This window comes from Emticicia sp. GW821-FHT11C11 (assembly GCF_058808615.1).
The window spans coordinates 1858691-1871758 of sequence record NZ_JBXARV010000001.1; the positions used below are offsets into that span (position 1 = coordinate 1858691).

Consider the following 13068-nt stretch of genomic DNA (forward strand, 5'->3'; position numbering starts at 1 on the left):
TGTCTTTTTTGTTAGGCGATTTTGGCGTAATTTTGTTGCTTCTACAACCATTAGAATATGTTCACCTACCAAATCAAAAATCCGGCTGAGGCATTTATCAATATTGAAATAGGAGAGGGAGCGTTTGCCGGAAAAATACTGAAATCAAACGATCTGCAACCCTGCATGGACTTATCCTGCACTTGTGGAAATATCTATTTTGCTGATGATGCCGAACAAGTGTATGCGCTGGATGTAGCCACCAATCATATTCTGAAGTACACAGAATCAGAAACCATAGAAAGCAACAAAGATGCTTATCTGAAATCGCTTGAAAATGAGATTACTGATGAACAATGGGGAGAATTGAATGCTTTCTACAGAGACCTGAAAGGCATGGCATCGGAAATGGCTGATACCGAAAAAATAGAAGCAAATTTTGCCAATTACAGAAAAGTATTGCAGGAATCGCAGATGGTTTCTTATTATGAGGTGCTTCCCTGGTCTTATGATTTGAATCTGGAAATAGACGGCACTAAATATTGGATCAGTGATTTCTACTGCGTGCAGCCATCTTGCCAGTGTACCAGTGTGTTACTATTATTATCATTGAGCTACGATCAGCAACCGAACCTGGAACTGTGGTATGACTACGGCAAACAGGAGGTGTCAATGGGACAACTGGATGACAAATCTTTACCCGTCACCAAAATCATCAGAGAAATTAAGTATACACAGGCAGATAGATTCAGAAAAACGTTAAGCAACCGCCATGAACGAATGACAAAGTTTTTTGGTGATTTTCTGAAGAGAAACAAAATTGCACCGACATTAAAGTCACCCATTATAACCGGGGATTCAGTTGGCCGGAACGACCTTTGTAGCTGTGGCAGTGGTAAAAAATATAAGAAGTGCTGTGGGGCGTAAACAGTAAGAGCGGGCACAATACCCGCTCTTTTTATGTATATCTTAATCTTACAATCAAGCCATTCTCAAAACTTCAAAACGGCGTTGCAGCAGGTAGAATCCACCAAACAGCACACCTGAATAGAATAAGTCTCCTAATATCTGGTTTTTGAAAAACTCTAGTCCTGCCGCATAAGAAGCAATAATTCCTGTCCAGTTATGCGGATAATTACCTAATGTCGGATTCGATACCAGGGCTTCCGGATACAAAAAAGCAAAGTTGGTAATCAGGTAGAAAATTAATGAGCTTACTAATGCTGAAACTGTTACTTTTAAAACGGTGACTTTCTGTAAGAAAAACACGCCAATTAATGTAACAAGCAGAAATGAACCATAGATAACGGGCATGCCCGAGTGAAAACCCCTACCGGTAAGGAGTTCATACATCGTATCACTCAGCAGCATTGTAACCAAAGGAACCAGTACAGCTACCCGGCGATTCGTAATGTAAGCACCCCCAAACAGAGCTAAAGCTGAGATAGGAGTGAAATTAAAAGGATGAGGCAGAAACCTCACTATGGCTGCCGCAACTATAATGGCTACAATAGTTGAAAAACGTGTTATATTCATAAGAATCAATTTGTCTGTATAGCTCATTAGGCTGAACCTTCAGCATAAGCTCCGCAAAATTACAAAGCAATTATAATAAACAAAAATTAATAGGTCTTTTACATTGTCTGAACAGATTAATATAACACCCAGGTGTCTTTACTGCCACCTCCCTGCGATGAGTTAACAACCAGCGAGCCTTTGCGCAAGGCCACTCTGGTGAGTCCGCCTGGGGTTACGTGAATGCCATTGCCATACAAAATATAAGGGCGCAAATCTACATGCCTGCCTTCAAGGCTATCTTCCAATACGCAAGGGCTGCGCGAAAGTGAGATAGTGGGCTGGGCTATATAGTTTCTGGGGTTTTCTTTGATTCTTTTTCTGAAAAGATCGTGTTCTTTTTTAGTGGCTTTCGGCCCGATCAGCATGCCATAACCACCTGCTTCGTTAGCTTCTTTTACTACCAGATCTGCTATGTTTTCCAGTACGTATTTCAAGGCGTCTTCTTCACCGCATATATACGTATCTACATTAGGTATAATGGCATCTTCCCCCAGATAATATTTGATGATTCTGGGCACATAAGCATATACTACTTTGTCGTCAGCTACACCGGTGCCAGGTGCATTGGCAAGCGCTATGTTTCCTTTTTTATAGACATCGAATATACCCGGAATCCCTATCAGCGAATGCGGATTAAATGTAAGTGGGTCTAAGAAAGTATCATCTATTCTTCTATAAACCACGTCCACGGTTTTGAATCCCTTAGTGGTGCGCATTTTTACATAATCACCAGATACCACCAGGTCTCTGTAGTCTACCAGTTCAACACCCATTTGTTGCGCCAGATAAGAATGCTCAAAATAAGCCGAATTGTAGATACCCGGAGTCAGAACTACCACGGTTGGGTCTGGTCGACCAGAAATATAACGGAGCACTTCCAGCAACTTGGCAGGGTATTCAGAAATAGAACGGACACTTGATTGAGACAGTACATCAGGGAATGTCTGTTTTGACAGCTCCCGGTTTTCGAGCATGTAAGATACACCCGACGGGCAACGCAGGTTGTCTTCCAGTACTCTGAATACGCCGTCGTTCCCACGGATAAGGTCAGTGCCGGTAATATGTATCCATATTTTTTTAGGGGGTGTAAGTCCCTTACATTCCTTGAGAAATCCCTTGCTCGATTCAATGATTTCACGCGGGATGATTTTATCTTTAATTATCTTTTGCTGATTATAAATGTCCTGCAAAAAGAGATTCAATGCAGTGATGCGCTGAATGAGCCCTTTTTCCAACCTGTTCCATTCTGAAGAATCAATAACCCTTGGGATGATGTCAACCGGTATGATGCGTTCTGTTCCTCCCTCTTCCGAGTATACGTTAAATGTAATACCCGCCGATACCATAGCCCGTTCGGCTGCCTTTTGTTTGGTCAGTAATTCGCCAATAGTCAGTTTCTCTATACGTTCTTTCAAAAAGTGATTTCCTACCCGTGCATTGGTGTCAGCAGTAAGCATTTCGTCAAAGAAATCGTCAGTTTGGTAGTTTTTGAAATCGTAGGTCATATATGTTTCTTTGGTTTAGAATAAACTAATATACTAAAATATTACAATTTCCAATTAATTCAAAATCTTCTTTCTGTTTTTGTACGGAAATAATTAATTTTGACGTTTATTTAGCATAGGGCTATTGTTTACGCTACAAATTCAGCAGAATTAATTATAGATAGATGCGGGTATTCGTTTGTGTTTTTCTTATTTTTATACAATTTACAGCTTTCTCTCAGCAATGGTTGGGTATATCTGCCAGCAATTATTCTGGAACCTACAGTACTTACACCAATCCTGCCAATGTTGCAGATACACGTTATAAAATCTTTCTGAATATAGCTGGAGCAAATGTCGATTTCATCAACAACTATGCTTCATGGGGTGCTCCTTATTCACTTTTCGGACTTTTGACTAATACGGTAGCCAATCAATACAGAGCTTCAAACGACAAGATTTTATATCAGAATGATTATCTCAGAGATGCACTTAGTAATAAGAACGTTACCGCATTTTTAGGGACGGATGTCAGAGGACCTTCTTTGATGTTCACGTTCGAGAAAGCAAAGATGGCGATTGGCCTGACCACAAGAGGTAGGCTCTTGACAAATCTGAATAATACTACGACGCCAATAGCGAGAATGTTGATATTCGGTACTGTTCAACCGTCAGAATTTGGTACGCTCCAGAACAACAACCATTTTGCGATGAATGTTAATGGGTATGTGGAAATGGGATTGACGCTTGGTAAAGTGATCAGAGATGACGATGAGCATTTTCTGAAAGTCGGAATGACCGTGAAACGAGTGAATGCGATAATGAATGTTCATTACCTTGTAAAGGATGCTGATTATAGGATAGATCCGCTGGCGGACAATCCGACGAAGCAGGATCTTTATTTTGAAAATGCAGTTGGTACCTTTGGCCTCACAAAAAGAGGCGCCTCAGATATTGTCGGATTTAGTCCGAACTGGTTATTTGGCAACGCTCCGGCAGGTTATGGTTATGGACTGGATGCAGGTTTTGTGTATGAGTACAGACCAGACCACAGAGATTATAACATAAGAGTAAAAAAAGGGTGGATCATTGAAGGAACAAAGAATAAATACCTGTATAAGTTCGGGTTGGCTCTGTTGGACTTCGGACAGATGAGATTCAGGAGCGTGCCGTATGTATTTCAGACGAATATTAACAAGTCAAATGTGCTGATACCACAAGGGACATTTAATAAGGTTGATTCGCAGGACAGGCTTTATGATCAAATGAACGAAGCATTTGGCTTAACCGATAACGACTACCGGCACCAGTTTAACGTGCCGCTTCCGACTGTTATATCAGCTACTTTTGACTATGCTCTTTCAGAAAAGCTATACGTAAATGCCACATGGATTCAGAATATCAGAAACACCAAAACAGTTGGTATGAGTCAGCCGTCCTTGTTTGCGGTTGTTCCACGTCTGGAAACCAAATGGCTTGAAGTGTCGGTGCCTTTGTCTCTTTATAACGGTTACCGGAACCCGGCGATAGGATTGGCCGGCAGGGCAGGCCCGCTTTTTGTTGGAACCGATAATTTATCTGCACTTTTGAACATTGGAAATCCCAGAGGGGTGAACGCCTATTTCGGTTTGTTCATGCCGATATTCAGAAGACTACCCGACTCCCCTGATAATTGCTATTACGACCCGAAATCGGGCTTGCTGAAAGGTGTGAAGGATTTTTTTAAGAAGAAAAAGAAACGATACAGGTATTGATTTGTTTAAAGTTCTTCATTGAGCTACTGAAATAAAATAATACAATAGCCCTAAACTGATACCTCTCCGGTTTTAATCTGAGTGCTTTTGGTAAACTCCACCTGATAAAAAAAGAGTCGCCTGCAGAATTGGTTTATTTCTACAAACGACCCTTCAATATAAAGCATAATCAGAAACTATATTTTTACGCCATATGGAGTACGTAGTTTTCTGGTAAGCTTCTTATTAGCTTCATTGTCATCAAATTTTTCTGTCTCCGGATTCCACTTCAATGGTTTGCGTAATTCATAGCCAATGTTCGCAATGTTACAAACGGTGCAGGTACGGTGCCCGATTTCCACATCACAGAGTGGTTTCTGACGGGTTCTCATAGAGTTGAGAAAATCTTTGTAATGATTTCCACCTACAGGAGACGCCAGCTTTATATCCGTTGCTTTCAACTGCACATCTTTTAGGTTATCTGGTACATTCAGAAACGAACGGCTTACTTCAATGATACCATCTTTACCTCTGAACTGCACAGCATTGCCTTTACCGAAATCATGGTGAATCATGTCTATGCCATTAGCATACTTGAATACCATTCCCTGCTGTGCCTCAGGGTCAGTTGGTGGGTACAATTCCACTGGACCGCTTTCGTCCATGCCTAAAGCCCATTGGGCGATATCAAACATGTGAGCGCCCCAGTCGGTTACATCGCCGCCGCCAAATCCTTTATAATAACGCCACTTACCCCAGAACGTATCTTCTAAGCGAGGGGCCAAAAAATGATGGTACGGATGCGGTTGGTTTGGCCCCAGCCACATATCCCAGTTCATAGTGGTTGGTACAGTTTCCGGTTGGAAATCAACAGGTTTCGGAGGGCCGCCTACGGTTACTCTGACCTCGGTAATTTCGCCAATATATCCGTTTCTCACCAGTTCGCAGGCTCTTCTGAAGTTATCGCCGGAGCGTTGCATGCTTCCGGTTTGAAGCACTCTGTTATTTTTCCGAACGGCATTCACCAGAGCACGGCCTTCAGCTACAGTAAAGGTAAGCGGTTTTTCCAGATAGATATCTTTACCTTTCTCTGCGGCTCTGATGGCAATTGAAGCATGCCAGTGGTCTGGAGTGGCAATTACCACTCCATCAATATCTTTTCTGTCGAGCAGTTCCAGATAATTTTCATACACCTGTGGAGTTGTTTTGGCTTCACCCAGATATTGCTTGCTGTTTTTGGCAAACAATTCTTTGGTAAAGCTTTCAGATTTGGTCTTGTCTACATCGCAGGCTGCCAATAGGTTGATTTCTTTAGTTTCAAGAAAACGACCTTGCAAGCCACGCGCCTGTCGGCCAAGGCCTATAAAACCAACGTTGATTACATCGCTGGGAGCAAGAAAACCAAGACCCAATACGTTTCTCGGTACTATCGAGAAAGCAGCCAGGGTTCCGGTTGTTTTTAGAAAGTTTCTGCGGGTTGTCATAATTAATAAGGTTGAATATAATTGGTTACCGGGTAAGGACACAAAATCTTGTTCTTTATGAACAGATAGAAAATTATAGGGCTAAATACTGTTTTTCTGAAAAGTTTTTCCGACTATTCTCACACCAAATTTTCCGGCGCATCCAATGTATAAGCATGTGTATGGTGAGTCATGCCAATGCGTGGATAATAATTGATAGCTTTAGGTGCAGAAAGCAGAATGAGTTTGGCATCGGGGCTTGCCAGTTTTGTATGCCGGATCAGCTCACGGCCAATGCCCAGTTTCTGATAGGCTTCATCCACAAATAAATCAGACAGGTACGTGCAAAACACCCAATCGGTTACTGACCGTGCCACGCCCACTAGTTTGTTATTGACTCTGGCCGTGATAATCAGATTTGCGTTTTCAACCATGATTTTGATGCGCTCAAGGTCATCCACAGGGCGTCTTTCTCCAAGAGTAGAGGCAATGAGGGTGGTTCGGAATTCCTGCCAGTCAAGGTCTTTTTCCTGGGTATACTGTACTGATATTTCCATAAGTTTTGTTTTGTTGCAGCTCTTACAAAAGTATTAAAATGCAGAAATAAATCAAATCTAAATAATGGTGGCCGCCAAGGGCAATTATACCTTGGGTATACTTCGTATATAATACTGTGCAGGGTATCAATAAGTACTGTGGTAAGCCTCATAATTTTAATTAAAGTCTGCTAACCGTGCTGAATTACTTGGTTTAATCTGCAATAAAAAAAGCCTCCGGTTCGTTCTGATTTTGTTTGTTTTTCTTCATTAAATATTTTATTAGCAAAGAAATTTCTACATTTGGAACAAGAATCGGGTATAATGAGAAAAATATTTCTATACGCTTTAATATTTGGCCTGGCCGGGTGCGCAACCAACAAAAAAACGAATAAGGCTGCACGTGAGATAAAATCTGTAACGAACTATCCTGAAGTAGTGGCAAAACCAATAGTAGTGGCTATTAAAAGCCGTTACATTGTAAAGGACTCTTCGTTTGTCAGGGTTTTTCTGGAAATGGATGTGGAGAATCTCAAAGCTTCTGAAGCCCTTCAACAAATGAAGGAGACATTTCGTTTAAGCTGGTTGTTGCAGTCTGATTATGGGGTCAGAGACCGCCTGGCTTATAACAGGGTTGACTTCAGTGAGCAGAATTTCATTTTAAAGGATGATAAGGTTGAAGTATCGTTTGAGGTGCAACGCCCTAAAAATGTGACCAGAGCCTTGTTGTTGACAGAGATTTTTGAAGTAGCAACCAGCAAGAAATCGAATAATGATTTGGTGATTGATTTTACAGCTAACCGGTTGAGCGACAGATATGGTTTATACGTAACTGACTTTTCCCGCCCGCTTTTCAGGAATTACATCAATAAAAAAGATACGTTTCAAATCAGAAGTATCGAAAATCAGGTGAATGATTTGTATCTGATTCGATACGCCAATGAATTTGACCCTGCGCAGTCACCAATGGCTACCTCGATAAGACCACCATTCAGGTCTTTAAAAGCAGAAGAGATAGTTAAGATAAAATCGGGTACACCACTGCATCTGGAAAACGAAGGTTTGTATTTTGCGGTTGAAGATACACTGAATACAAAAAACGGTTTTGGTTTTATGATTGTCGACAACCGTTTTCCACGATTCACTCTTCCTGAAAAACTGGTAAAGCCGCTTATTTATATGAGCACAAGCCAGGAAACCAGAAATGTGAGCGAAAACAACGATGCCAAACAGGCGCTTGACCGTTATTTTATTAACGTAACAGGTGGGAACCAGGCATTGGCAAAGAAAATCATCAAGACGTATTATCGTAGAATAGAAGAGGCAAACAAATTGTTTACGTCGTTTAAGGAAGGGTGGAAAACCGACAAGGGTATGGTATATATTATTTTGGGCCCACCAAACAAGGTACAGAGAAGCCGGGACCGTGAGGTGTGGATGTATGCCCAGACCCAGAATTTTTCAGAAATTATATTTACATTTAATAAGAAACCAAATCAGTTTACAGATAACTATTATGAGCTTGTTCGGTATCCCGAATATCAGGCATATTGGTATCCGTTTGTAGAAGCATGGAGAACAGGAAACGTAGCGGAGTAAAATCCGAGTCCGGTGGTCGTCCGGACTATAATAAAAAACCAAAGTTTTTTGCCCGACCAAATTTTGAAAAACCTTCGAAACCAGATATAGTTTTTGGTGTGCAATCGGTTTTGGAAACCCTGCGAGGCACCAAAGAAATTGAGAGAATATTAATACAGAGAGAATTTGGCCATGCCGAAGTAGAAAAGCTGGCTAAAGACCGTGACCTGCCTGTTCAACGGGTGCCGATTGAAAAGCTCAACCGCATTACGATGAAAAATCATCAGGGGGTTATTGCTTTTGTTTCAGCGGTAAATTATGCCAAAACATCTAATGTAATAGCCGATATTTTTGAGAAGGGCGAGGTGCCTTTGCTGCTGATACTGGACAGAATCACAGATGTACGTAATTTCGGAGCGATAGCACGTACGGCAGAGTGTGCAGGAGTACATGCCATTGTGGTGGCATCGAGAGGAGCGGCGCAAATCAATGCCGATGCCATGAAGACCTCTTCCGGCGCGTTGAATTTCCTGCCTGTTTGTCGTGAAAACAGTCTTTCACAGGTAGTTGAAGAATTACAGCAATCGGGCATTCAGATAGTAGCCTGTACCGAAAAGGCCACAGATGAACTATATCAGATAGATTTTACTGTGCCTACAGCTATTCTGATGGGCTCAGAAGAAGACGGTATTTCTGAAAACCTGCTTGAACAAGCGGATCTTTCGACCAAAATACCTATGCTGGGCAAGATAGGATCGTTGAATGTTTCGGTAGCCACAGGTGTTATTTTATACGAGGCCGTCAGACAAAGAGTTTAATCATAAGTAAATAAGAAATACGGATATTAACCCAGTTCATTGAGGGTTTCCTGCAAAAATGCTCTGATAGCCACCAGTCTGGTTTTCAGAGCGTTTTTGTTTTTATTCAGGTCAGTCTTTTTATTAATGGTCCGTTCAGTACCTTTCAGTGTCAGGGTGCCTTTGCTTTTTACATTTATAATTTCCCGCAACTTATCCAGGTCTTTCTGGGTCAATTTGCGGTCACGACCCAGCCGTTCAAATTTCAGATTGAACTGTTTTTCGTAAAACCGTATTTTGGAGGCTGCCACCCCAAGTATCTCGGCTGCTTCTTTGGTTGTATAGAAAAGCTTCATTAGCGTACCAGAATATCTTTTTTCTCTAAATCAGTCACTAATTTAGTCAATTCTTCTTTCTTTGATGCTAACCTGACAAAATCATTTCCTTCAATAAATACACGTTGCAGTTTTTCAAACTTCCGTAGTTGCGTGGGTACCTCCACAATCTGATTATGTGTGATATCAAATTCGACCAGATTTTCTAATTGATATATCTGTTCGGGTAAAGTCTTGAAAAGATTATGCCCTACATGCAACAACTCTAAATCGGGCAGAATGGGTAATTCAGTCAGCCGGTTATGATGTGCATAAAGCGTTTTCAATGTTTGTAGCCTGACTAGATTTTTCGGCAGGCTCCAGAGTTCGTTGTTTGATACCGCCAATGTTTTAAGCATGGGCATATCACATATTTCGTCAGGCAGTTTTTTCAGATCGTTGTAGTATAAATCGAGCTCTTCCAGCTTTTTCAATTTTATCACGTTGGCTGGTACTTCTGCTAAGCCGGCATTATACAAATTCAATGCTTTCAGGCTGTCTAATTTTTTAAAGTCGCGTTTTCTGAATGTAGCAAAGCGATTATTGCCCAGAAATAGAACTTCCAGTTTTTGATTGCGAGCAATGGTGCGTGGTATCATATTGATACCCGTATATTGAATATTCAGATCCTTCAGGTGCGTATTTTTCTTAAACTTCAACTTATGTTTATTGATGGGATTATTACTGATACTTATAAATTTCAGGTTTTTAAAATCTGATACGGCTTTGGGTATTTTCTGTATATAGTTATTAGATAAATCGAGCTTTTCCAGATTCTTGAATCTGAACACTACCTCGGGGAACAATTCAAGATACAGGTTATTCAGCATCAGTGTTTTTACAGTATCAGGTTTGTCGCAGGCTTCTGCCATTTCCTTGTTCCAGATAAACATTTTGCTTGATTTTTTGCTTATCTGCCCTATGCTCAATATAAAACCGATACTGAATTTTTCTTTACTCAGGTTGGAAGGTAGCTTATAAACACGGCAGAAATTCTCAGCTACCGTTTTAAATTTCCTGGTATTTTCGGCATTCAGTGTATCGTTCAACATGGGGTTCCTGCTTGCACCCTTTGTATTTACAACGATAGCGGCCTGATACCCATACTTAAAATAATCAATGGTGCCATCCGGCTGTACCAGAATTTCAATAGGAATATTTTTGTTTTCGTCAAACTTATGGAATGCTGATCCTTGTTTTATAGCCAGTAAATTAAAATCGTTAAGGATTTTCTTCACAGCCACATCCATAATTATTGCTTTACTCTTCTTATCATTTATATCTACTACCGATAAAGAGGGGTAGCGTTTACGGGATTCATCCAGTCCGAATAACTCTTTTTCGAAAATTGAGGCATAATACACTTTTTGCTAAGCAACCGAGCAAAAAGAGGTGAACAGAAGCAGGTATAATAGGTTTTTCATGTCAGTATTGTTTAGTAAGCAAATATACAACTAAAATTTTAGTTGTATATTTTGTCCAATAGTTTTTTTGTTTGCGGGTATATGCCTTTTAAATCAATAGTTAAATAGGAGGTGTAATTTTAAAAATCATATACATCTGTATATATTTGTATTGAAACAGACTTACTCTATTGAGATGATGCATTTGTCACCACACATATTTATATGGATTTTCAAGAAATTATAGTAGAATATCGCCAGGCAATAGCCATTATAACGCTTAACAGACCGACGTCATTAAATGCACTTACGCCTTTAATGATAAGAGAATTAAAGGAAGCCGCCGATAGAATAGCCCATAACACTGATGTAAAAGTATTGATAGTAAAGGGCGCCGGCAGGGCTTTTTCAGCGGGAGTGGATCTGAAAGCATTGAATGCAGGTATACAAGCCGGCCAATTTAAAGCAGACGATATTTTACAGGATGGCAATGAACTCGCCCGCACATTGCGCACTATGCCACAGCCTGCTATTGTAATGATACATGGACATTGTTACACAGGCGCTACTGAACTGATGATGTTTTTTGACTTGATTCTGGCGGCTGAAGATGCAATGATAGGGGATACGCATACCAAATGGGGTATTTTACCAAAATGGGGAATGACTCAAAGATTGCCCCGGCTTGTGGGTATACTGAAAGCGAAAGAATTATCGTTTACAGCAAAACCGATTACCGGTAAAGAGGCAGAACGCATTGGTTTGGTGAACCGGGCAGTGCCTTATGAAAATTTAGAACAGACAGCGCTCGATTTAGCGGATGAGATTATCCGGAACTCATCACAAACCATTGCTGCCATGAAATACCTGTATAATGAAGGTTTTTCAAAAACATTGGATGAGGGTCTTGCTCTGGAGCAGAATTATACAGCAGAAATAACTGACAGAACTGAATTTTTAAAGAATTTCGAAAAGAACAAATAGAGTAACATTTTTTGACCTCCGTTTACAAAATATATAAAAGCAAAATTGAAGATGCTGTATTGAAATAAATTGCTCGTTAGCTGTTATAATAAAATCAGATGAAACCATCTTTATCGGGTAAAGCACCTTGTAATAATATTGAAATTTATTTTGAAGCCTTTGGCAAAAAAGAGAATCCGGCTATTATACTGATTATGGGGCTTGATTCTCAGAGTATCATGTTTTCGTATGATTTTATCAGGCCATTAGTGGAGGCAAACTATTTTGTAGTTCGTTTCGATAACCGAGACATTGGTCTGTCAACCTGGATGAATGATACATGGCACAGAAAACGGCCTTATACGCTGGAAGACATGGCCATGGATACAATAGACCTGCTGAATTATTTGTCTATTGAGCGCGCGCATTTCATTGGGGTGTCCATGGGAGGTATGATCGCCCAACGAATAGCCCTTTCTCATACTGATCGAATCATCAGTCTTACTTCCATCATGTCGTCGGGCTTTGCAACAGACCCTAAGGCTGTGCCTTTTTTTAAAGGCCGTCCGTTTTATTATCTTATTCCTTTTGTACTGAAAAATTTTAAGGTTAAAAGCAAACTTATCTATCCGGTTGTAACGGTAGAAAACTACCTGAAAATTTATCGTAGGCTTAACGGCAAGACTTACCCACTCAATATGGAGCAATTGCGTAAATCTTTTGTTGAAGGGATAGAAAACAGGAAAGGGCAAAACCCTCAGGCCCGATTTCAACAGTTTTGTGGTATTGTAGCTTCCGGTTCGCGTTTACATGAATTGCCGTCAATCAGAATACCTACGTTGGTGATTCATGGAACCGAAGACCCATTAATTCCACCGGCACATGCTCGCATATACGCTCCCAAAATACCCAATGCAAAAATGCTCTGGATTGACGGAATGGGGCATCAGTTGCCGAAACCGGTTCTGGAGATTGTAATGCCTGCTATTATTGAACACCTGACGGGTGCTCACCAAAACTGATAGTAAAAATCATAGTATATGGCTTGCCGATAGCAATTAATGCTTACTGAGGTTTGATTATATTTCTTCTTTCAGGCATCTGTCCTGTTTTTATTAAAGAACACTTCAAATAATCTACAATTTAGACTAAATTTGCACCCTCAATAAATAGAATAAAA

Annotated in this window: 12 protein-coding genes; 6 read left to right on the forward strand and 6 right to left on the reverse strand. The window is 40.5% G+C overall.

Annotated elements, in window-relative coordinates; all coding sequences use genetic code 11:
- Positions 1-57 precede the first annotated feature (57 nt).
- Positions 58-906 carry an SEC-C metal-binding domain-containing protein gene (locus AC1RRY_RS07920; protein ID WP_492816693.1) on the forward strand — a complete coding sequence of 283 codons (849 nt, stop codon included), beginning with the start codon at positions 58-60 and terminating at the stop codon, positions 904-906.
- A gap of 54 nt (positions 907-960) precedes the next feature.
- On the opposite strand, the gene AC1RRY_RS07925 is transcribed toward AC1RRY_RS07920, so the two are convergent.
- Both AC1RRY_RS07925 and AC1RRY_RS07930 read right to left on the reverse strand, forming a co-directional pair.
- A complete protein-coding gene (locus AC1RRY_RS07925; RefSeq protein ID WP_492816692.1) occupies positions 961-1515 on the reverse strand; it encodes a DUF6580 family putative transport protein in 555 nt (184 codons plus the stop codon).
- Between the two features lie 116 nt (positions 1516-1631).
- Positions 1632-3062 carry a circularly permuted type 2 ATP-grasp protein gene (locus AC1RRY_RS07930; protein ID WP_492816690.1) on the reverse strand — a complete coding sequence of 477 codons (1431 nt, stop codon included), beginning with the start codon at positions 3060-3062 and terminating at the stop codon, positions 1632-1634.
- Between the two features lie 164 nt (positions 3063-3226).
- On the opposite strand from AC1RRY_RS07930, the gene AC1RRY_RS07935 reads away from it, so the two are divergent.
- Positions 3227-4795, forward strand: a complete 1569-nt coding sequence (locus AC1RRY_RS07935; RefSeq protein ID WP_492816688.1) for a hypothetical protein — start codon at positions 3227-3229, stop codon at positions 4793-4795.
- A 176-nt stretch (positions 4796-4971) separates the two neighbouring features.
- Here AC1RRY_RS07935 and AC1RRY_RS07940 read toward each other — a convergent pair whose 3' ends face one another.
- On the reverse strand, positions 4972-6258 hold the full coding sequence (locus AC1RRY_RS07940) for a Gfo/Idh/MocA family protein (protein ID WP_492816686.1): 1287 nt from the start codon (positions 6256-6258) through the stop codon (positions 4972-4974).
- A gap of 119 nt (positions 6259-6377) precedes the next feature.
- Positions 6378-6794, reverse strand: a complete 417-nt coding sequence (locus AC1RRY_RS07945) for a GNAT family N-acetyltransferase (RefSeq protein WP_492816684.1) — start codon at positions 6792-6794, stop codon at positions 6378-6380.
- 303 nt (positions 6795-7097) lie between these two features.
- On the opposite strand from AC1RRY_RS07945, the gene AC1RRY_RS07950 reads away from it, so the two are divergent.
- On the forward strand, positions 7098-8372 hold the full coding sequence (locus tag AC1RRY_RS07950; protein ID WP_492816682.1) for a GWxTD domain-containing protein: 1275 nt from the start codon (positions 7098-7100) through the stop codon (positions 8370-8372).
- Positions 8345-9169 carry a 23S rRNA (guanosine(2251)-2'-O)-methyltransferase RlmB gene (gene rlmB / locus AC1RRY_RS07955; protein WP_492816680.1) on the forward strand — a complete coding sequence of 275 codons (825 nt, stop codon included), beginning with the start codon at positions 8345-8347 and terminating at the stop codon, positions 9167-9169. The genes AC1RRY_RS07950 and rlmB overlap by 28 nt, the downstream gene beginning before the upstream one ends.
- Positions 9170-9195: 26 nt before the next feature.
- Here rlmB and AC1RRY_RS07960 read toward each other — a convergent pair whose 3' ends face one another.
- Together AC1RRY_RS07960 and AC1RRY_RS07965 are read right to left on the reverse strand one after the other, a co-directional pair.
- Positions 9196-9504 carry a helix-turn-helix domain-containing protein gene (locus AC1RRY_RS07960; RefSeq protein ID WP_492816678.1) on the reverse strand — a complete coding sequence of 103 codons (309 nt, stop codon included), beginning with the start codon at positions 9502-9504 and terminating at the stop codon, positions 9196-9198.
- On the reverse strand, positions 9504-10886 hold the full coding sequence (locus AC1RRY_RS07965; protein WP_492816676.1) for a leucine-rich repeat domain-containing protein: 1383 nt from the start codon (positions 10884-10886) through the stop codon (positions 9504-9506). Before AC1RRY_RS07965 ends, AC1RRY_RS07960 begins: the two co-directional genes overlap by 1 nt.
- 264 nt (positions 10887-11150) lie before the next feature.
- On the opposite strand from AC1RRY_RS07965, the gene AC1RRY_RS07970 reads away from it, so the two are divergent.
- Positions 11151-11909 carry an enoyl-CoA hydratase/isomerase family protein gene (locus AC1RRY_RS07970; protein ID WP_492816674.1) on the forward strand — a complete coding sequence of 253 codons (759 nt, stop codon included), beginning with the start codon at positions 11151-11153 and terminating at the stop codon, positions 11907-11909.
- Positions 11910-12007: 98 nt separating this feature from the next.
- Entirely contained in the window at positions 12008-12910 is a 903-nt protein-coding gene (locus AC1RRY_RS07975; protein WP_492816672.1) for an alpha/beta fold hydrolase, read from the forward strand.
- Positions 12911-13068 lie beyond the last annotated feature (158 nt).